The organism is Vibrio satsumensis (assembly GCF_050337435.1).
In the GTDB taxonomy this organism is placed as follows: Bacteria; Pseudomonadota; Gammaproteobacteria; order Enterobacterales; family Vibrionaceae; genus Vibrio; species Vibrio satsumensis.
On sequence record NZ_JAKJSX010000007.1, the window covers coordinates 1 to 21,068 of the forward strand.

Below are 21,068 nucleotides of genomic sequence, written 5' to 3' on the forward strand. Positions count from 1 at the left end.
GGGTTTGAGTTGAGGAAGAGTTTGACATAGTCGCTCCTAACGCTCTCGATTGTTCTGTTCCTTTAGACCAATCTAGTTGACCATGTTTGCGAAGCCAAACTAAAACGGTAGAGCGACCTTGGATCCCATAACGTTCTTGAGCTTGCTTATAAGTCATTTCGCCTTTTTCAACTTGGCTTACGACTGACAATTTAAAGGCAAGAGAATAATCTCGTTGAGTACGTCTACTTGTTGTTTTCATGACACTCTCCAATTTCATGTTGGAAATGTGTCAACCATATTTAGGACGGTACAGACTTATAAAAAAAGCCCCAATATAGTCACCTATATTGGGGCTTTTTCGTTTGTGGAGTTCGTTTCTATTTTGCCTAAGACCGACGTTTTTAGCTTGTCGCTTTTAACGTCGATCTCTTAAGCTTTAATCAGTTGTTTAACGCAGTTAGCCAATCGTCTTCTGCCACTTCTTCAATGTAGCTTTCTACTGATTGTCCGACTTCTTCATCGTCTTGCTTGAAGTAAGCGATGTGGAACACAGCATCACCTTCGTTTACCAAAGGTAGAGTTTGCTGACCAATCACGATACCGCCTTTGGTTGTGATCACTTGGCCTTCTTGGTGACCCAATGGAGAGCTGATGTAAGCAAGGGTTTGTCCTGCTTCAACTTGTTCGCCAAGTCTTACCATGTTACGCAAAATACCGTCTGATTCAGCGCGGATCCAGCTGGTGGATTTACTCAATACTGGCTCTGGTAACTTTTTACGGTTAGGGCGCAGCATGCCGATTTCTTTCATCACTTGATGCACGCCAAGGTAACCCGCACGAATCGCTAAGTGATCGAAACGCAGCGCTTCACCACCTTCGTAAGTTAATACAGGAATACCAAGTTTTTCTGCTTCGCTACGCAGTGAACCGTCACGCAGTGGAGAATCAATGATCACGGGTGTTGCAAACGCTTTTGCGATGCGCAGTGTTTCAGGGTTTGATAGGTTCGCACGAATCTGTGGCAGATTAGTACGGTGAATCGCGCCCGTGTGTAGATCCAGAATGTAATCACAGTGCTTTGCCACGTTCTCAAAGAAGGTGTAAGCGATGCGTGATGTTAACGAGCCTTTCTCACTGCCAGGGAAGCAGCGGTTTAGGTCACGACGGTCTGGTAGGTAACGAGATTTATGGATAAAGCCAAACACGTTAACGATAGGAACAACAATTAATGTCCCTTTCAGTTTCTTTGGATCAATCGCATTTGTCAGTTGTCTTGCAATCTCAACACCGTTTAGCTCATCGCCGTGGATAGCCGCATTTACCATCAGTGTTGGGCCTGCTTGGCGACCGTGAATAATTTCAATCGGGATCGAAAGTGGAGAGTGCGTGTAAAGCTGAGCTGCTTGCAGTTCAATCTCCATTCGCTGTCCTGGCTGAACAGTATAACCAAGTAATTCGAATGGTTGATTAGGTTTTAGTCTTGCCATTTAGGTTGTTCTCAACATGGTGATAATTCGTTAACACGGAATGTAGCAATCGTTGATTTTTAGTACGAATCAATCGCTTTACGGTGACGACAAAAGTTTTTTATTAAGGGGGTTCTGAATTGGTTTCAGTTTTTTATTTTGCTTATTGAAGGGTGTTTCAAATTGTGAATTCTCTGACAAAACATTGATTTAACGCTGATATTTATCATTCGATTGGTTGGTATTATCCATCGCCATTTTTTGGCGGCCAAATTAAAATATCGAGATCAAAATGAAAAAAACAATTTCAAAAGTTATAGCACTTGCAGTGGTATCTGTTGCTTTATCTGGCTGTGTTGGTAGCAACGCAGTAACGGGTTACCTAATGAAGTTCAACATCAAAGCTGTTGATAACCGTTACGCTCGTGGTGGTTTGAACATGCTACTTGCACCTGCATACGGTCTAACGGTTGCGGCTGATTACCTAGTATTCAACTCACTAGAGTTCTGGACAGGTAGCAACCCACTAACAGGCGCTCCACACATCTTTGATACTAAGACTGATACGTACCTTGATATCAACCACCAACTTGATCCGTCTCTAACGGAAGCACCTGTTGGTCCTATCACAAGTGCTGATGTGATCGAGAAAGGTCAAATGCAGCAGATTGATGAAAACACGATCCAAATGGACATTACTTACCAGTCTGGTGAGCGTGCGACGTTAATCGGTGTTCGCGATGGTGAGATGGTGACGTACTTCATCGATGGCGAAGTCGTGGCACAAACTTCAATTGATGAGCTAGAAAGCTACGCGGCTTCACGCGTTTAATTGCTTCCTTAGTTACAAATAGTCGATGACAAAAATTAGATACAAAAACAGGTACTCATTGAGTACCTGTTTTATTTTGTGTCGATGGATAGTGTTTACCGCGAAATCCTATCTATCGAAAACATAATGGCTCGAACTATGCTTTTTCTGGGATTGCTTCTAATAGCGCAACCATTTGGTTCCAGAATAGTTCAACCGTATCAATCTTCACTTTCTCGTCTGGAGAGTGAGGGAACTTGATAGTAGGGCCGAAAGAAACCATGTCCATGTTCGGGTAAGGTTCTTTGAATAGACCACACTCAAGACCAGCATGGATAACCATTATGTTTGGCTTGTGACCGTAGATACCTTCGTACATGTCGCGGAAGATGTGCATGATTTCTGAATCTGCGTCTGGCTTCCAACCTGGGTAAGCGCCAGAGAATTCGATGTTCGCGCCTGCTAGCTCAGCAACAGAGTTCAGCATGCTTTCCACTTGGCTACGGCCAGAATCGATAAGAGAGCGGATCAGGCAAAGCACTGTGATTGAGTTTTCTTCAGTTGTGATAACCCCAACGTTTAGAGATGTTTCAACAACGCCTTCGATCTCATCACTCATGCGGATCACACCGTTTGGTGCCGCGTTAAGTGCTGCGATGAAGCGAGCTTGGTCAGCTGCTGCTAGAGCGCCCATTTCAACCGAAGCTTCTTCGTTGAAAGTCACGATGCTGTCTTCTACTTTACCTAGCTCTGTTGAAAGAAGCTCAGTGTAGTAGTTGTATAGTGAAGCCAGTTTTTCTTGGTTTGCCGCAGGAACAGCAACCGTTACGAAACCTTCACGAGGGATAGCGTTACGAAGGCTACCACCTTTGAATTCGACGATGCGAAGGTCTAGCTCTTTTGCGTGACCCGCTAGGAAGCGAGCAAGCAGTTTGTTTGCGTTTGCACGACCTGTGTGGATGTCACAACCAGAGTGACCGCCTTTTAGGCCTTTTAGCGTTAGCTTACGTGTTACGAAGTCAGCTGGAATCGCGTTACGTGCAATTTCAAATGTCATTGCGCCGTCGATACCTCCAGCACAACCCATGTACACTTCACCTTCTTGCTCTGAATCGGTGTTAAGAAGGATATCGCCTTCTAACCAACCTGCTTCAAGACCGAAAGCACCAGTCATGCCTGCTTCTTCATCTACTGTTAGTAGAACTTCGATAGGGCCATGCTGGATTTCGTTTGAAGCAAGAACCGCTAGGCAAGAAGCCATGCCCATGCCGTTATCAGCGCCAAGCGTTGTACCTTTAGCTGTAACCCACTCACCATCAATGTATGGTTGGATTGGATCTTTAGCGAAGTCATGAACTGTGTCTTCGTTCTTTTGTGGAACCATATCGATGTGAGCTTGTAGCACCACACCTTTTTTGTTTTCCATACCCGCCGTTGCAGGCTTTTTGATGAATACGTTGCCCGTTGGGTCACGACGTACATCTAGGCCTTGTTCTGTTGCCCAAGCAATAATGTATTGAGCAAGCTCTTCTTCATGCTTAGAAGGGTGTGGGATTGAGCAAATCTTATCGAAGAACTGCCAAATAGGGGCAGGGGATAATTTACTGATCTCAGAATGGAATTCAGACACGGATGACTCCTTTTTTATTTGATAACCATATATTTAGGATTTCTATAGGTAAAAACTTAGAACAAAAATCTAAAATATGGGTCTGTTTTGATGACAACAGCATACCACTAGAGCGTTTTGACGAGTAGCGCTTCTAAACCTGAAATGCCTCAAATTTTGAACGCCATCTTGTTCATTTGATCTTGAATAAGTGTATTGATGCTTATAAATGGTGCAAGCAAACGTTTGTTTAAGTCTTTTCTGTAATTTAATTACGAAATTGAGTTTGCAAAATAACCATAATTGGTAAAAAGTGTGACCTATAGCAAAAAATACTTGTAATCTTTTTTCTTTGAGGTATATTAATAACCAACTTCTGAAGTGAAGAGTAAATGCTCAAAGGATGAGTCCGTTTTATCGCCTCCAAGGAACCGAGAAATCAAATTCGTTTTTTATTGATTTATTAAGGTGATAGTTATGAAAGGTTTACCATCTGCAATGTTCTGGCTTAACAGCTCTGTTTACACTAGCAACTTTGCATACCCTACAAGCTTCGGTTACTAATACCGTAAGCATGTAACTCGAACAGTTTTGTTCACCCCTATATATTGGAATTCTTTTACAGCCCTTTTGGTTGACAGATTCTACCGCCACTCAGTTTTGAGTGGCGTTTTTTTTGCCTGCTACTTTTCCAAACCGCTTTATCTTGTCACTTTCCCTACATTTCTGTGTGGTTGTTTTTTTAAACGCCAAAATATCAATTTGCGCCTTATTACTGATCCTGTTGAAAAATACACAACTCTTGTGGGTTTGAATTCAGAATTTAATGGCTAGATTCTCTATCAAAATAACCGATGGTCGAAAAAGTAACCAAGATTTTTCATTGTGACTATTGCTCTTAATTGTCTGTTTATTATGGTTATTTCTTGGGAAATACATCGCTTTTAATCGCTTTGTTTCATACGGAATTCTGATAAATATCGATTAGAGCCTTAATTCTATCTGGAATTTGTTATTTGATAACTTTATAATCCACAGCCAATCGATTACGCAACCGTTTACTTCTTACCCTTATAGGATTCGATAATGTTCGAAAAGCTATTCAAACTCAGTGAAAACGGCACCAATGTGCGCACTGAAATCATCGCAGGTCTAACAACCTTCCTAACAATGGCTTACATCATTTTTGTAAACCCAATGATTCTAGCTGATGCTGGTATGGACCATGGCGCTGTATTTGTAGCAACCTGTTTAGCGGCTGCTATCGGCTGTTTCATCATGGGCTTTGTTGCTAACTACCCAATCGCTCAAGCACCAGGTATGGGTTTGAACGCATTCTTTACCTACGCAGTGGTTATGGGTATGGGTTATACGTGGCAAGTTGCTCTGGCAGCGGTTTTCGTATCAGGCGTAATCTTCATTTTCTTAAGTATCTTTAAGATCCGTGAATGGATTATCAACTCGATTCCTATGTCTCTGCGTGTTGGTATCTCTGCGGGTATCGGTCTTTTCCTAGCGTTTATTGCACTGAGCAATGCTGGCATCGTGGTTTCTAACCCAGCAACTAAAGTCTCTCTGGGCGACATTACCGCGATTGCTCCTATTCTAGGTGCACTTGGTTTCTTCTTAACGATTGCTCTTGTTCACCGTGGCGTGAAAGGCGCAGTAATGATTGCGATTCTAGCTATCACAGCTCTTGGTATTGTTATTGGTGACGTTCAATACGGCGGCATCATGTCTACACCACCAAGCCTTGCACCTACATTCATGCAGCTTGATTTCTCTGCGGTATTTGAAATCGGTATGATTTCAGTGGTATTCGCATTCTTGTTCGTCGATTTATTCGATACAGCAGGTACTTTGGTGGGTGTTGCAACAAAAGCAAACCTAATCAAAGAAGACGGCAAACTTCCTCGTCTAAACAAAGCACTGCTTGCTGACTCTACAGCAACGTCTATTGGTGCATTGCTAGGTACATCAAACACAACTTCTTACGTTGAGAGTGTTGCGGGTGTCGCTGAAGGTGGCCGTACAGGTCTAACAGCGGTTGTTGTTGGTATCTTATTCCTACTGGCTCTTTTCTTCTCGCCACTTGCAGGTATGATTCCGGCTTACGCAACATCAGGTGCACTTTTCTATGTAGCAATTCTGATGATGTCTGGCCTAGTTGGCATTGATTGGCGTGATCTTACAGAAGCAGCACCAGTCGTGGTAACATGTCTGCTTATGCCGCTGACGTACTCTATCGCTGAGGGTATCTCACTAGGTTTCATCGCTTACGCTGCAATTAAGCTGCTAAGTGGTAAAGGTCGCGACGTTTCACCTGCTGTGTGGGTAATGTCGGTTATCTTTATTCTTAAATACATTTTCGCTTAATCGTCTAGATTTCTGCTTAATCGCTGAAGAGGCTATGTTTGAGATAGCCTCTAATAACATGACAAAATTATTAGGTTTTATACTATGAGCAACAAATTCGTTATCACTTGGGACAACATGCAGACTTACTGCCGTCAACTAGCCGAAAAGCAAATGCCAGCAGAGCAGTGGAAAGGCATCTGGGCAGTAAGCCGTGGTGGTTTGGTTCCTGGTGCAATCTTGGCTCGTGAGCTAGGTATTCGTCACGTAGATACGATTTGTATTTCTAGCTACGACCACGATCACCAACGTGATATGACAGTAGTTAAAGCACCTGAAGGTGACGGCGAAGGCTTCCTAATCGTTGAAGACCTTGTTGATAGTGGTGACACTGCACGCAAACTTCGCGAGATGTACCCTAAAGCGAAACTGATCGCTGTATGTGCAAAGCCATCTGGTGCTGATTTGCTAGACGAGTACATCGTTGATATCGCTCAAGACACATGGATTGAGCAACCTTGGGATACTAGCCTAAGCTACGTTGAGCCAGTAAATCGCAAGTCAAAATAAGCGTAAACTTAGTTTTTTGAGAAATGACCCTTTATAGGGTCATTTTTTTTTATATTATTAGTGACAACCATTTCTTATTAAGTATCCCAATGTCTGAATCAGAAGAAACGAGCTCGAACCTTTCGGAAACCTTGTTTGTAAAGCACAAGCAGGCCAAAGAGACCTCAATGTTGACACAATACATGCCAAGCTCTGAAGCGTTATTGGATGAGAAGCGTGAACAGCAAAACTCATCATGGTACCGAAATCTAAGACGTCTTCAGTGGGTGTGGCAAGGCGTTAACCCAATTGAGCAAGAAGCGGTATTGGCTCGTATCGCATCATCAGATAACTCTCGTACAACCGATGAGTGGCTTGATACGGTCATGGGTTACCGAAGTGGTAACTGGGCATACGAATGGACTAAGTTGGGTATGCAGCACCAAAACCGTTCTAATGAAAAGAACGGAGAAGAAATGGCTGAAGAGCTGTTTTCAGCTTCGTTGTGTTTCAGTATCGCGGGCTACCCACATCTTAAAAACGATAACTTGGCAGCTCAGGCTCAAGTGTTAGCAAATGCAGCCTATTCCGAAGCAATTAAGCACACCAAGCTGATCGTTAAACAGATTGAAGTGCCATACAAAAACAAGAAAATTAAAGCGAACTTACATCTAACCAAAACAGACAAACCACAACCGGTTGTGATTGTCAGTGCTGGCCTAGACAGTTTGCAGACCGATATGTGGCGCTTGTTTAGGGATTACTTAGCACCAAAGAACATTGCTATGTTAACAGTCGACATGCCATCGATAGGGCACAGTGCGCACTGGCCTTTAACGGAAGACTCGTCTTGCCTGCACCAAGCCGTACTGAATGAACTGCCTAATATCCCATGGGTCGATCACCACAAAGTCGGCTTGTTTGGTTTCCGTTTCGGTGGCAATGCGATGGTGAGACTATCTTTCCTTGAGCAGCATAAGCTTAAAGCGTGTATCTCTCTAGGTGCTCCAATTCACGATATCTTTGTTCATGCCGACAAACTTAAGCAAATGCCTAAGATGCATTTAGATGTGTTGGCTTCTCGCCTGGGTAAAGGGGCGGTCGATATCAATAGCCTTTCTGGGCAGTTGATGGCGTGGTCACTCAAGGTACAAGGTTTACTGTCAAACAGTAAAACCAGTGTTCCTATTTTGGCAATGGCTTTGGAAGGCGACCCTGTTTCACCACCAATGGATAATCAACTGGTTGCTATTTACAGTGATTACGGAAAAGCGAAGAAAATCAAAGCTAAGTCAATTACACAAGGTTATGAGCAATCCCTCGAATTGGCGATAAAGTGGCTTGAGGATGAATTATTTAGATGACATTTCTCCAAAATTAGTTAAGCATGAAAAGTGTACAAACTAAGTACCTGATACTCAGAGATAATTTATAAAACCTAATTGCGTAGTTTTTACGTATAACAATCTGAGTAACGTCATTCTTAACATTGAAAATGGAGATTCAATATGTCAGAAGTGACACAACAACCGACGCATTACCGCTTGTTGAATGTTTTAAAGGCTATCGGGCCTTACTTGAGGGAACCGCAATCAGAAGAAGGCCACTACATTTTTGATTGCTTGTCTGTGTGTGTGAACGATAAAAAGTCACCAGAAGAGCGTGAATTCTGGGGATGGTGGTTGGAGTTGGATAAGTCGGAAGACGGATTTTCGGCGAAATACAACACGGGTAAATACAATATCGATGGCAACTGGGATCCTTTGCCATTACCGAAAAAAGCGGTGGCTGAGGTCTCTCGAACTCAGGAAGCCTTTCACCAAAAACTGGTTGATGAACTTCAAAAGAAATTTGAAATCAGCGTTCAGTTAGACGAAGAGTCTGTCGAATTCGTCTGATTTTAAAGGTTACTCTTCTATATAAAGCAAAAAGGTGCGATTTCGCACCTTTTCTGCTTGTGAATTCCCTTTTTGATTGCTAAAACATCACCTCTTATTTGTTTTATTCATAAAAGACTTCATGACAACAAATCATCAAAGCGGGACAACAGCGCAGCGTAAAACTGTCGTTGTTAAACTGGGTACCAGTGTCTTAACTGGTGGAACATTGGCATTAGACCGTGCTCATATGGTTGAGCTGGTTCGTCAATGTGCTGAATTAAAAAAACAAGGCCACTCTGTGGTTATGGTTTCGTCTGGTGCAATTGCAGCAGGACGTGAACACCTTGGTTACCCCGCACTTCCCAACTCAATGGCGAGCAAACAGTTGCTTGCGGCAGTTGGGCAAAGTCAGTTGATTCAAGTTTGGGAGTCTTTGTTTGCTATCTATGGCCTTAAAATTGGCCAGATGCTGCTGACTCGTGCTGATCTTGATGATCGCGAGCGTTTTCTGAATGCCCGTGACACGATCAATGCACTCGTTGAACACGACATTATTCCTGTCGTTAATGAAAATGACGCAGTTGCGACCAACGAAATTAAAGTGGGCGACAACGATAACTTGTCGGCACTGGTTGGTATTTTATGCGGTGCTGATAAGCTTTTGCTGCTAACCGACCAAAAAGGCCTGTTTACGGCTGACCCTCGTAAAGATCCAAATGCTGAGCTCATCAAAGAAGTGAAAACGATTGATGACACACTGCGTAAGATCGCAGGCGGCAGTGGTACTACGTTGGGTACTGGCGGCATGGCGACAAAACTGCAGGCGGCTGATATTGCTCGTCGCGCAGGCATCGAAGTTATTATTGCAGCGGGCAGTGCTGAAAATGTGGTGTTCGACTCTCTGAGCGACAATCCACAAGGCACACGTTTCTTACCGTTAGCTGAAGCGCTTGAAAACCGTAAGCGTTGGATTTTAGCGGGCCCTGCTTCTGCAGGTGACATCGTGGTAGACGATGGCGCAGTAAACGCTGTTAACACCAAAGGCAGTAGCTTGTTGGCAAAAGGGGTCATTCGAGTTCAAGGCGAGTTTTCTCGTGGTGAAGTCACCCAAGTCACAGACAGTAAAGGCAAGGTAGTGGCGCGTGGTATCGCTAGCTACTCAAGCCAAGACCTAGCAAAAATAGCAGGCAAGCACAGTAAAGATATTGGCGACATTCTTGGTTACGATTACGGGTCAGAAGTCATTCACCGTGACGACCTTGTTGTAATCCAAGAATAGCTCGTGATGAGAAGGCGAATCGCCTTTTTGCATCCAAAGACAGACAGAATTTAGGGAGAGTTAAACGTGGATTTAACTAACATGGGTATCGCAGCAAAAGAGGCTGCTTTCCACCTAGCGACCGCATCTACGGCGCAAAAGAATAAAGCATTGGCGATCATCGCTGATGAGCTAGAAGCAAACGCAGCAACGATTTTAGAAGCGAATGCGAAAGACATCGAACTGGGTCGCGAAGCGGGTCTAACGGACGCACTGCTTGACCGTCTACTTCTGAATGAAGAACGCTTAACGGGCATCGCTAACGACGTTCGTAATGTCATTAGCCTAAACGACCCTGTGGGCAGCGAAATCGACAGCAAGGTACTGGAAAACGGTATGTCATTGTCTCGTCGTCGTGTACCGCTTGGTGTTGTTGGTGTTATCTACGAAGCACGCCCGAACGTAACAATTGATATTGCGGCACTGTGTCTGAAAACAGGTAACGCAAGCATCCTGCGTGGTGGTAAAGAGACCTTCTTCTCGAACATGGAGCTGGTTAAAGTAATCCAGTCTGCATTAGAGAAAGCGGAACTTCCTGCGGCTTCTGTTCAGTACATCGAGAAAACTGATCGTGAACTAGTTTCTCAACTGCTTAAACTGGACGACTACGTGGATATGATCATTCCTCGTGGTGGCGCTGGCCTGCACAAGATGTGTAAAGAGAACAGTACTATTCCAGTTATCATCGGTGGTTTCGGTATCAGCCACATCTTTGTTGATGAAAGTGCAGACCTTGAAAAATCAGTCGATGTTGTCGAAAACTCTAAAGTTCAACGCCCATCAGCATGCAACTCTTTAGATACATTGTTGGTGCATGAAGCCGTTGCTGAAGCTTTCTTAGCTAAGCTGAAACAGCGTTTAGCGGGCAAGGTAACCTTGGTTGCCGATGCTAGTGCAAAATCGCTGCTAGCGGGTTTTGAAGACCAACGTGATGCGGTTGAAGGTGACTTTGACACTGAATGGCTAAGCTACACGCTAGGCGTGAAAATCGTTGCGGATGTGGCAGAAGCGATTGATCACATGCGTGTACACAACGCGAGTCACTCTGATGCAATCATGACTAATAGCCTAGAGAGCTCAGAGCGCTTTATTAACTCGGTCGGTTCTGCGGCGGTTTATGTGAATGCATCAACACGTTTCACTGATGGCGCACAGTTTGGTTTGGGCGCTGAAGTCGCAGTGTCTACTCAGAAATTGCATGCTCGCGGCCCAATGGGCTTAGAAGAGCTGACAAGCTACAAATGGGTAGGTAAAGCGAACTATTTAGTTCGCGGTTAACGCTGGTCGTTAATTTTACTCCTCAGCTCATTTTTGAAATGGCGATCGAGTAGCAATAATCAATGAATCACCACACAAAAGGGCCTTAATTGGCCCTTTTTCTTTCCTAACGTTTGGCAATTCCGTTACACTGATATTCAATTATTTGGAGGTGATATGCATTGTCCTTTTTGTTCAGAGAACGACACTAAAGTAATCGATTCAAGACTGGTAGCCGATGGCCATCAGGTTCGTCGCCGCCGTCAATGCCTTGCATGTAGTGAACGTTTTACTACGTTCGAGTCGGCAGAACTTGTGATGCCTAAAGTCATAAAGTCGAATGGAAACCGCGAACCATTTAATGAAGATAAAATGGTGGGTGGTGTACAGCGCGCCCTAGAAAAACGCCCAGTGAGTGCTGATGCGATTGAACTTGCGATCAGTACGATTAAGTCACAACTCCGTGCAACTGGTGAGCGTGAAGTACCAAGCGAGATGATTGGTAATCTTGTGATGGGCCAATTGAAAGAATTGGATAAAGTGGCGTACATTCGTTTTGCGTCTGTTTACCGCAGCTTTGAAGATATCCGAGAGTTTGGCGAAGAAATCGCTAAATTAGAGGATTAACTCCTCAATCATGTCAAACTTTACTCCCCTGGATTTTCAAATGATGTCGCGTGCTATCCATTTAGCGAAGCGCGGTATTTATACCACTGCGCCAAACCCAAATGTCGGTTGTGTGATTGTACAAACTGATGGCCAGATCGTTGGTGAAGGTTTTCACGCTCAAGCGGGTGAACCTCATGCCGAAGTGCATGCCATGCGAATGGCGGGCGACAAAGCAAAAGGTGCGACGGCTTATGTCACCCTAGAACCTTGTTCTCATTACGGTCGAACGCCGCCTTGTGCTGAAGGGTTGATTAAGGCTCAAGTAGCTAAAGTGATTTGCGCGATGCAGGACCCAAACCCAAAAGTAGCCGGTCGTGGTATCAACATGCTGCGTGATGCGGGTATTGAGGTGGAAATCGGTTTGTTAGAACAAGACGCTCTCGACTTGAACCCTGCATTTATCAAGCGTATGCAGACAGGCATGCCATTCGTTCAGTTAAAGATGGCCGCTAGCCTCGATGGGCAAACGGCATTGGAAAATGGTCAAAGCCAGTGGATCACATCGTCAGAAGCGCGTCGTGATGTTCAGAACTACCGAGCAAAATCAGGCGCTGTGTTATCAACTAGCCAGACGGTGATTGAAGATAACGCCTCGTTGAATGTTCGCTGGGCTGAATTACCAAGTAGCGCTCAAGCTCATTACGCTGAAGACGAGCTACGTCAGCCGATTCGCGTGATTCTTGATCGCCAAAATCAACTGCACCCTGAGCTCAAGTTATACCAGACCCCAACATCGGTATTGAGAGTCGCTGAAGCCTCTGCCGATATTACAGTCGGAACAACGGATGCAGGTCAGCTGGACTTACACGATTTGATGCGTCAGTTACCTGCGAATCATATTGACCATATTTGGGTTGAAGCGGGTGCCACGTTGGCAAAAAGCTTGATTGAAGCGCAGCTAGTGGATGAGCTAATTCTCTATTTAGCACCTAAACTAATGGGCAGTGACGGACGAGGTTTGATGGGCGCATTAGGGCTCACTTCAATGTCTGATGTGATTGACCTAGAAATTAAAGATGTTCGACAGGTTGGTGTGGATATTCGCATCGTGGCGAAACCAATAGCGGCTAAACCTATTGTGGCAGAACCAAGAGCGGAAAAACCACTATCGAAATAGTTACTCCAACTGCATACGTGTCGTTGACAATAAAAAGAGTTTTAAAATGTTTACAGGAATTGTAGAAGCCGTAGGTACATTGAGTGCAATCACTCCCCGCGGAGAAGACATCACCGTAACGGTTAACGTTGGCAAGCTTGATATGGCTGACGTTCAGTTAGGCGACAGTATTGCAACCAATGGTGTGTGTTTGACGGTCGTTGAATTTAACGATCACAGCTACAGTGCAGACCTTTCGCTTGAGACCCTGAAAAAAACGGGTTTTGTGGATTACCAAGCGGGCGATAAGGTAAATCTTGAGAAAGCAATGCTGCCGACCACGCGTTTCGGTGGTCATATCGTATCGGGTCACGTTGATGGCGTGGGTGAGATTGTTGAACGTAACCAAGTCGGTCGTGCGATTGAGTTCTGGGTAGAAATGCCAGCAGAAATTTCAAAATACGTGGCTCAAAAAGGCTCAGTAACGGTCGATGGTATCAGCCTGACTGTGAACGATTTACGTAAGAACGCATTCAAGCTGACTATCGTTCCTCACACTTCTTCAGAAACCACCATCGATCAATTCAATGTCGGTCGTAAAGTGAATCTAGAAGTCGATGTATTAGCTCGTTACATGGAGCGTTTACTGCAAGGTCAGCAACAAGAATCTGAGCCTGAATCTCGATTAACAATGGAATTCTTACAGCAGAATGGTTTTGCCTAACCGTTGATACAAAGTATTTAAGCGAGACTTTGTAAAGCGAAGCAATATCATCAGGTTTAAATAGTGTCGGTTCTAGGAAGCAGAACCATTTCAAAGGATATAGAACAATGCCAATTAGTACTCCTCAAGAAATTATTGAAGACATTCGCCTAGGAAAAATGGTTATCCTGATGGATGATGAAGATCGCGAAAATGAAGGCGATCTGATCATGGCAGCTGAACATGTTACGCCAGAAGCGATTAACTTCATGGCAATGTACGGCCGCGGTTTGATCTGTCTAACGCTGACTAAAGAGCGTTCAAACCGTATGGGTTTAGCACCTATGGTTCAAGACAACAATGCACAGTACACCACTAACTTTACGGTTTCGATTGAAGCGGCAGAGGGTGTAACAACCGGTATTTCAGCATCCGATCGTGCAGTGACGGTTCAAGCAGCAGTAGCGAAAGACGCAAAAGCGGCTGACTTAGTTCAACCTGGTCATATCTTCCCACTGACAGCTCAAGAAGGCGGCGTATTAACGCGTGCTGGCCACACTGAAGCGGGTTGTGATTTAGCTCGATTAGCGGGCTGTGAACCAGCTTCGGTTATCGTTGAGATCCTAAACGACGACGGCACCATGGCTCGTCGCCCTGATCTTGAAGTGTTCGCAGAAAAGCATGACATCAAGCTAGGCACTATTGCTGACCTGATCGAATACCGTAACAACACAGAAACAACGATTGAGCGTGTTGCACAATGTCATTTACCAACAGAGTTTGGTGATTTCGAGCTTGTGACTTACCGCGATACAATTGATAACCAGATCCACTACGCAATGCAAAAAGGCAGTTTAACCGAAGGTGCTCCTTTGGTGCGTGTTCACCTGCATGATACGTTTACCGATCTGCTTCATTCAGACCGCGGTACTGAGCGCAGCTGGTCGCTAGATAAAGCGATGAAGCGCATTGGCGACGAAGGCGGTGTGCTGGTTATTCTTGGCAACGAAGAGTCGTCTGATTCTTTGATCCACAAAGTGAAGACATTCGAAGCGCAAGATAAAAACGAGCAGCCAACCATGGCTAAGAAGCAGGGTACCTCGCGTCGTGTTGGTGTCGGCTCTCAGATTCTTCAAGACCTAGGCGTGCACGATATGCGTCTGCTTTCTTCGAGCACTAAGCGTTACCACGCATTGGGCGGTTTTGGTCTTAACGTTGTTGAGTACGTTTGTGAATAAATCATGTGTCAACGAGCAGACGTTTCTCCGTTTGTAGCGACATAATTTACCGATGATTTCAGTGGCTCTTTTGGTGATAAGTTTTGCCAAAAGGGCAAAGTAGCCAAGTTCGACTCAAAACGTGTTCAATACACAAACTTGGCTCCTCGCTGTTCCTATATGCTTGGGATCAGCGCTGCATTATCATCTTTACATTGCCGGTGTCTGTTCTTCTAAATTACCATTAGATATTGCTCACAGTTTTGTGCTAGAATCCGGCGATTCTCACTTGATGAAAATAGTTAAAGGAAGGCTTATGAAAGTGATCGAGGGTGGCTTCCCAGCGCCAAATGCAAAAATTGCTATCGTTATTGCTCGTTTCAACAGTTTTATTAACGAAAGTTTACTTTCTGGTGCAATCGATACTTTAAAGCGTCATGGACAAGTAAGCGAAGACAACATCACTGTTGTTCGTTGCCCTGGTGCAGTTGAACTTCCACTTGTAGCGCAGCGCGTTGCAAAAACAGGCAAGTTCGATGCGATTGTATCTCTTGGTACAGTAATTCGTGGCGGTACACCTCACTTTGACTATGTTTGTAGTGAATGTAATAAAGGTTTGGCACAAGTGTCTCTGGAATACTCTCTTCCAGTAGCGTTTGGTGTTCTTACTGTTGATACGATCGATCAAGCTATTGAACGCGCAGGAACCAAGGCTGGTAATAAGGGTGCAGAAGCAGCACTTAGCGCACTTGAGATGATCAACGTTCTTTCTGAAATCGATTCCTAATGGGGGCCAGTGTGAAACCAGCCGCACGTCGTAACGCACGTCAATTTGCTCTACAAGCAATTTATTCTTGGCAAATTACTAAAGAAAATATTGCTACCGTTGAAGAACAGTTCTTATCTGGTGGTAAGTATGATGAAGAAGAGCATCATGCCGCAGAACCTGCTCTAGCTATGCCAGAAACAGACGTTGCATACTTCCGCGACCTACTAACTGGTGTTGCTCTTAGTCACATGGAACTTGATAGCAAGCTTCGTCCATTCGTATCTCGCCCTATGCAAGATCTGGATTTGATGGAACTAGCGCTTCTACGTTTAGCTATGTACGAGATGACTCGTCGCGAAGATGTACCATACAAAGTGGTTATCAACGAAGCTATCGAGCTTGCAAAAGTATTTGCAGCAGAAGACAGCCATAAGTTTGTTAACGGTGTGCTTGATAAAGCTGCACCGCACGTTCGTAAGAAATAAGACGTTCGTATATTGAATCTAAAGGTCAGCTTTTATGCTGGCCTTTTTTGTAACTAAATTTTTGTAATACTAAAGATAGGGCATGTGATGTCTGGCGAATTTAACCTGATTGAAAAATATTTTGTAAATCGACAACCACAACGTAAAGACGTACATCTGGCAGCGGGCGATGACTGTGCTTTGGTCAAAGCACCAAGTAATGTTCAGATTGCTATCAGTACGGACACCTTAGTGGCAGGCACTCACTTCTTAGCGGAAGCAAACCCAGCTTGGGTGGCACACAAAGCCTTGGCTTCCAACATCAGTGATCTTGCTGCTATGGGCGCGACACCTGCTTGGGTTTCATTTGCCTTAACCATGCCTGAAGTCGATGAAGCGTGGCTTGCCCCATTTTGTGATTCTTTTTTCAAACTTGCAGACTATTTTGGTATTCAACTAATCGGTGGTGATACGACCAAAGGGCCGCTGAGTTTAACACTTACTGTGCAGGGCTTTGTACCTGAGGGTCGAGCACTACGCAGAGATGGCGCGAAAGTGGGTGACTGGATTTACGTGACGGGTAACCTAGGTGACAGTAAAGCTGGCCTAGAGGTGTTACTTAACCCAGAGCAGAACAAAGCTAAGCCTTATGCGCGAGAGCTTGAAGAGAGACACTACCTGAGCACTCCACGAGTTTTGGCTGGTCAGGCACTGGTGAACCTTGCTTCGTCTGCCATTGATATCTCTGATGGTGTTATTGCTGATTTAAAACACATCCTTAAGCGTTCTCAGGTCGGTGCAAGCATTGATGTGAGCACGCTGCCTATCTCCGCTGAATTACGTCAATTCTCTTCTGATATCGCTTCTGCGCAGCAGTATGCGCTCACCAGTGGTGAAGAGTACGAACTCTGCTTTACCGTGCCGGAAGAAAATAAAGGTTCATTGGAAAGTGCTTTGTCACACACTGGCACAAAAGTCACCTGCATTGGCCAGATAAGACCTGTAGAATATTTTGAATTACACAATAATGGTGAACCACTAAGCTGGAACTTAACTGGTTACGATCACTTTAAGGTTAATTGATGACAAATCCACTTTCTCTTATTTCTCTTAAAAATCCTTGGCACTTATTGGCAACGGGTTTTGGCAGTGGCTTATCGCCGATAATTCCCGGAACAATGGGCACGCTTGCGTCTATTCCATTGTACTTATTGTTGGTTCAATTACCTTTCCCAGCTTATGTTGCCATCGTAGTGGTAAGCTGCATTATTGGTATCAAGATCTGCCAGGTGACCTCTGATGATATGGGTGTACACGACCATGGCTCTATTGTATGGGATGAGTTTGCGGGCTTTTGGATCACCATGGGCCTAGTGCCTTTATTGAATATCCCTGCTGATGACTGGAAATGGCTTCTGACTGGTTTTGTGCTTTTCCGCTTTTTTGACATGGTAAAACCATGGCCGATTGGTTGGTTAGATGCACGAATTCACGGCGGCTTAGGTATCATGATTGACGATATTGTAGCGGGCATTATGGCGGCTATTTCGTTGTATGCCGTGGCACATTTCGCTGGTTGGTTAGTGTGAGTTCACTGAAGGATTAAGGTTTAGTTGGCGATACACCAAACTAATTAACGGATACTAAAAAGGTTGACCCTAGGCCAACCTTTTTTTGTTTGCGGAGCTTACGAGCTTACGAGCTTACGTATTAAGGCTACTTAGCAAGATAGTCAGAGATAGACTTCTCAATACCTTTCGCGTCTAAGCCAAGCTCTTCATGTAGCTCGCCTTGCGTACCTTGAGCTATAAACTTGTCTGGTAAGCCAAGGTTCAGTACTGGCATTAGCAGTTTTTCTTGCATCAAAAACTCAATTACACCTGCACCTGCACCACCGGCAATCGCATTCTCTTCGATAGTCACCAGTACATCGTGGTCAGCGGCAAGTTGTTTGATTAGAGCTTCATCTAGCGGTTTCACAAAGCGCATGTCTGCAACGGTGGCATCCATTGCATCAGCTGCTTGAAGTGCATTTTCTAAGAAGGTACCAAAGCTTAGGATAGCAACCTTAGCGCCATCTTTTGCTTTTGAGCTTTCACGAACGATACGGCCTTTACCAATCTCAAGAGCAGTAAACTCACTTTGAATCTCAGTGCCCATACCATTACCGCGAGGGTAACGTACTGCACTAGGGCCTGTGTGTTGGTGGCCTGTGTATAGCATTTGGCGACATTCGTTTTCGTCGCTTGGTGCCATGATCACCATGTTTGGAATGCAGCGCATAAAGCTTAAGTCGAACGCGCCTTGGTGTGTTTGACCATCGGCACCAACAAGACCAGCACGGTCAATAGCGAACATAACTGGTAGATCCATGATAGCCACATCGTGGATCAGTTGATCGTAGCCACGTTGTAGGAAAGTTGAGTAGATAGCCACAATCGGCTTATCACCTGCAATCGCCATACCTGTTGCTAGCGTTACTGCGTGCTGCTCAGCAATAGCAACATCGAAGTATTGCTCTGGGTACTCTTTCGAGAAACGCACCATGCCAGAACCTTCACGCATTGCTGGCGTGATTGCCATTAGCTTAGGATCTTGCGCAGCCATATCACAAAGGAAGTCGCCAAAAATCTTAGAGAAAGTTGGCTTAGAGCTGGTGCTCTTAGGTAGGCTTGAGTGTGCGGGATCGAACTTTGGTACACCGTGGTAACCGATAGGATCTTTCTCAGCTGGCTCGTAGCCTTTGCCTTTCTTAGTCATGATATGCAGGAACTGAGGGCCTTTAAGGTCTCTCATGTTCTTAAGCGTTTTAATCAGCTCATTTACATCGTGGCCATCAATTGGGCCAATGTAGTTAAAGCCTAACTCTTCGAACATGGTGCCAGGTACAACCATGCCTTTTAGGTGTTCTTCTGTACGACGAACCAACTCTTTAATCGGCGGAACGCCTGATAGCACTTTCTTGCCGCCCTCACGAATTGACGTGTAAAGACTGCCAGAAAGAACTTGAGCTAGGTGGTTATTTAGCGCACCTACGTTTTCAGAGATCGACATCTCGTTATCGTTCAGGATAACCAGCATATCATTGTGAATATCGCCTGCGTGGTTCATGGCTTCAAATGCCATACCAGCAGTAATCGCGCCATCACCAATCACACTCACGACTTTACGGTTCTTACCTTCTTTCTTTGCACTGATAGCCATACCAAGTGCAGCACTGATCGAAGTTGAAGAGTGACCAACAGAAAGTGTGTCGTATTCGCTCTCTTGACGCCATGGGAATGGGTGCAGTCCATCTTTTTGACGGATAGTCGATAAACGGTCGCGACGACCAGTAAGAATTTTATGCGGGTATGCTTGGTGGCCAACATCCCAAACCAACTGGTCAAAAGGCGTGTTGTACACGTAGTGCAGAGCTACGGTTAGCTCTACTGTACCCAAGCCTGATGCTAAGTGACCACTAGATTGGCTCACTGAGTTAAGAAGATAGGTACGTAATTCATCACAAAGCTGTGTCAGCGTCTCTTTTGGAAGTAGACGCAAATCCTCTGGCTTATCAGCCAAAGCAAGAGTTGGGTACTTTGATATATCAAGAGTCATAGGTAATGCGCGCTTATTGTCTTAGTTCTTGCGCTCGATGACGTATCGGGCGAACTCTTCGAGTAACTGGGTATTGTATGGGATTGCAGCCAAAGCTTGAAGCGCTTCCTGTAGCAGAGTTCGCGCTTTTTCTTGAGCGCCCTCTAAACCTAGCAAAGAAGGGTAGGTGCTTTTGTTTAATTCTTGGTCAGAACCCTGTGGCTTACCCAAAGTTTCAGTATCGCTAGTGATATCTAAAATATCATCTTGAACCTGGAATGCTAATCCAATGGCATCGGCGTACTTGTCTAATAGAGGCATCACTTCAAACGCTTTCTCGCCCGCAGCAAGCGCACCTAAACGAATCGCACATTTCATTAGAGCGCCCGTTTTATTGCGGTGAACTTCTTCTAACTCTTCTAGAGTGACAGAGCGGTTTTCAGCTTCAATATCAAGTGCTTGTCCAATACACATACCTTGTGCACCAGAGGCTTCTGCTAGGCGTTGAATCATTCGAACGCGATTGCTTTCACCGTCAGTACTTAATGTGCCTTCCGCAAGTATAGTAAAAGCGAGAGTTTGTAGTGAATCGCCCGTTAAAATTGCCGTTGCTTCATCGTATTTGATGTGACAAGTCTGATGCCCACGACGCAGTTCATCGTCATCCATTGCTGGAAGGTCGTCGTGAATCAGAGAGTAGGCATGAATACATTCGATTGCAGATGCTGGAGTGTCGAGTTCTTCAGCGGTGCAGCCGAGCATTTCCCCTGTAATGTAGACAAGAAATGGACGTGCGCGTTTGCCGCCTAAAAGTAACCCATAACGCATCGCGTTGATCAGGTTCTGATTTTGGTGTGGCAGGCGATCAAGCCAAAGGTTCAGTTGCTCGTTATTACGTGCTTGATAAGACAATAAAGTCTCGATCATAGGGGATCTCATACAATTCGTTATTCAGGTTGTGGGTTAAAGTCACTCAGCTCTGCATTTTCATCATTCTGCAGTAGGATGCTAACGCGTTGTTCAGCATCATTTAGTTTACTTTGACCGGCACGAGCGAGGGAGATGCCTCGTTCGAACTTTTTAAGCGCATCATCTAAAGCTAGATCACCATTTTCTAGTTGATCAACCAAGCCATCAAGCTCTTCGATTGCTGCTTCAAAGCTCATATTTTCAGGTTTCTTAGTAGCCATAATAAATCTGCGTTTGGAAAGATGAACGAACGTTACCCTAGGCCGCTGAGATGGTCAAATGTAACCAAGAAATTTTGCTAGAAAGTTCGTTTTTAAGGGGCTTGAACTCACTTTGCTTGAATAACCTTAGCTTTATCGAGTTTATGCGCTACGT

Annotated in this window: 21 protein-coding genes and 1 pseudogene; 16 read left to right on the forward strand and 6 right to left on the reverse strand. The window is 44.8% G+C overall.

Annotation, left to right across the window (positions count from 1 at the left end; all coding sequences use genetic code 11):
* Both L4C44_RS09235 and L4C44_RS09240 read right to left on the reverse strand, forming a co-directional pair.
* A pseudogene (locus tag L4C44_RS09235) lies at positions 1–241 on the reverse strand (IS3 family transposase); the annotation flags it as partial.
* A 181-nt stretch (positions 242–422) separates the two neighbouring features.
* Positions 423–1,469: a succinylglutamate desuccinylase/aspartoacylase family protein gene (locus tag L4C44_RS09240; protein ID WP_017060792.1), complete on the reverse strand. Its 1,047-nt coding sequence runs from the start codon at positions 1,467–1,469 to the stop codon at positions 423–425.
* Between the two features lie 271 nt (positions 1,470–1,740).
* Between L4C44_RS09240 and L4C44_RS09245 the strand changes: the two genes are divergently transcribed.
* On the forward strand, positions 1,741–2,280 hold the full coding sequence (locus L4C44_RS09245) for a DUF3332 domain-containing protein (RefSeq protein WP_371713112.1): 540 nt from the start codon (positions 1,741–1,743) through the stop codon (positions 2,278–2,280).
* 136 nt (positions 2,281–2,416) lie between these two features.
* On the opposite strand, the gene L4C44_RS09250 is transcribed toward L4C44_RS09245, so the two are convergent.
* The gene (locus L4C44_RS09250; RefSeq protein ID WP_371713111.1) at positions 2,417–3,889 is read right to left on the reverse strand and encodes an aminoacyl-histidine dipeptidase; all 1,473 of its coding nucleotides are present in this window, start codon (positions 3,887–3,889) and stop codon (positions 2,417–2,419) included.
* Positions 3,890–4,345: 456 nt separating this feature from the next.
* On the opposite strand from L4C44_RS09250, the gene vcdP reads away from it, so the two are divergent.
* The 15 genes from vcdP to pgpA all read left to right on the forward strand — a co-directional run bounded on the left by vcdP (position 4,346) and on the right by pgpA (position 17,734).
* The gene (vcdP, locus tag L4C44_RS22800) at positions 4,346–4,432 is read left to right on the forward strand and encodes a small protein VcdP (RefSeq protein ID WP_016767614.1); all 87 of its coding nucleotides are present in this window, start codon (positions 4,346–4,348) and stop codon (positions 4,430–4,432) included.
* Positions 4,433–4,954: 522 nt separating this feature from the next.
* On the forward strand, positions 4,955–6,244 hold the full coding sequence (locus L4C44_RS09255; protein ID WP_146492062.1) for an NCS2 family permease: 1,290 nt from the start codon (positions 4,955–4,957) through the stop codon (positions 6,242–6,244).
* Positions 6,245–6,328: 84 nt separating this feature from the next.
* Positions 6,329–6,793 carry a xanthine phosphoribosyltransferase gene (gene gpt / locus L4C44_RS09260; RefSeq protein ID WP_009847475.1) on the forward strand — a complete coding sequence of 155 codons (465 nt, stop codon included), beginning with the start codon at positions 6,329–6,331 and terminating at the stop codon, positions 6,791–6,793.
* 89 nt (positions 6,794–6,882) lie between these two features.
* Positions 6,883–8,136, forward strand: a complete 1,254-nt coding sequence (gene frsA / locus L4C44_RS09265; protein ID WP_146492063.1) for an esterase FrsA — start codon at positions 6,883–6,885, stop codon at positions 8,134–8,136.
* Between the two features lie 144 nt (positions 8,137–8,280).
* On the forward strand, positions 8,281–8,670 hold the full coding sequence (gene crl, locus L4C44_RS09270; protein ID WP_086715272.1) for a sigma factor-binding protein Crl: 390 nt from the start codon (positions 8,281–8,283) through the stop codon (positions 8,668–8,670).
* A 76-nt stretch (positions 8,671–8,746) separates the two neighbouring features.
* Complete coding sequence (gene proB / locus L4C44_RS09275; RefSeq protein WP_428804935.1) at positions 8,747–9,931, forward strand: glutamate 5-kinase; 1,185 nt, start codon at positions 8,747–8,749, stop codon at positions 9,929–9,931.
* Between the two features lie 66 nt (positions 9,932–9,997).
* Positions 9,998–11,248, forward strand: coding sequence for a glutamate-5-semialdehyde dehydrogenase (locus L4C44_RS09280; protein WP_428804936.1), 1,251 nt, complete (start codon positions 9,998–10,000; stop codon positions 11,246–11,248).
* Positions 11,249–11,404: 156 nt separating this feature from the next.
* Positions 11,405–11,854, forward strand: a complete 450-nt coding sequence (gene nrdR, locus L4C44_RS09285; RefSeq protein WP_004734394.1) for a transcriptional regulator NrdR — start codon at positions 11,405–11,407, stop codon at positions 11,852–11,854.
* A 10-nt stretch (positions 11,855–11,864) separates the two neighbouring features.
* Positions 11,865–13,013: a bifunctional diaminohydroxyphosphoribosylaminopyrimidine deaminase/5-amino-6-(5-phosphoribosylamino)uracil reductase RibD gene (gene ribD, locus L4C44_RS09290; RefSeq protein WP_428804937.1), complete on the forward strand. Its 1,149-nt coding sequence runs from the start codon at positions 11,865–11,867 to the stop codon at positions 13,011–13,013.
* Positions 13,014–13,059: 46 nt separating this feature from the next.
* The gene (locus tag L4C44_RS09295; RefSeq protein ID WP_048612249.1) at positions 13,060–13,716 is read left to right on the forward strand and encodes a riboflavin synthase; all 657 of its coding nucleotides are present in this window, start codon (positions 13,060–13,062) and stop codon (positions 13,714–13,716) included.
* A 107-nt stretch (positions 13,717–13,823) separates the two neighbouring features.
* On the forward strand, positions 13,824–14,933 hold the full coding sequence (gene ribBA, locus L4C44_RS09300) for a bifunctional 3,4-dihydroxy-2-butanone-4-phosphate synthase/GTP cyclohydrolase II (protein ID WP_017096788.1): 1,110 nt from the start codon (positions 13,824–13,826) through the stop codon (positions 14,931–14,933).
* Between the two features lie 295 nt (positions 14,934–15,228).
* Positions 15,229–15,699: a 6,7-dimethyl-8-ribityllumazine synthase gene (gene ribH, locus L4C44_RS09305; RefSeq protein ID WP_004741508.1), complete on the forward strand. Its 471-nt coding sequence runs from the start codon at positions 15,229–15,231 to the stop codon at positions 15,697–15,699.
* Positions 15,699–16,166 (forward strand): transcription antitermination factor NusB, encoded by a 468-nt coding sequence (nusB, locus tag L4C44_RS09310; protein ID WP_004734399.1) that lies wholly within the window; start codon positions 15,699–15,701, stop codon positions 16,164–16,166. The genes ribH and nusB overlap by 1 nt, the downstream gene beginning before the upstream one ends.
* A gap of 87 nt (positions 16,167–16,253) precedes the next feature.
* A complete protein-coding gene (gene thiL, locus L4C44_RS09315; RefSeq protein WP_371713107.1) occupies positions 16,254–17,228 on the forward strand; it encodes a thiamine-phosphate kinase in 975 nt (324 codons plus the stop codon).
* Positions 17,228–17,734: a phosphatidylglycerophosphatase A gene (gene pgpA / locus L4C44_RS09320; RefSeq protein WP_146492068.1), complete on the forward strand. Its 507-nt coding sequence runs from the start codon at positions 17,228–17,230 to the stop codon at positions 17,732–17,734. Before thiL ends, pgpA begins: the two co-directional genes overlap by 1 nt.
* A 127-nt stretch (positions 17,735–17,861) precedes the next feature.
* Here the strand turns inward: pgpA and dxs are convergent, their stop codons facing one another.
* From dxs to xseB, 3 genes are read right to left on the reverse strand one after another with little or no spacing between them, the layout of a single operon-like run.
* A complete protein-coding gene (gene dxs / locus L4C44_RS09325; protein WP_327783568.1) occupies positions 17,862–19,745 on the reverse strand; it encodes a 1-deoxy-D-xylulose-5-phosphate synthase in 1,884 nt (627 codons plus the stop codon).
* Positions 19,746–19,766: 21 nt separating this feature from the next.
* A complete protein-coding gene (ispA, locus tag L4C44_RS09330; RefSeq protein ID WP_146492070.1) occupies positions 19,767–20,651 on the reverse strand; it encodes a (2E,6E)-farnesyl diphosphate synthase in 885 nt (294 codons plus the stop codon).
* Positions 20,652–20,671: 20 nt separating this feature from the next.
* The gene (gene xseB / locus L4C44_RS09335) at positions 20,672–20,914 is read right to left on the reverse strand and encodes an exodeoxyribonuclease VII small subunit (protein WP_004734405.1); all 243 of its coding nucleotides are present in this window, start codon (positions 20,912–20,914) and stop codon (positions 20,672–20,674) included.
* Between the last annotated feature and the right edge of the window lie 154 nt (positions 20,915–21,068).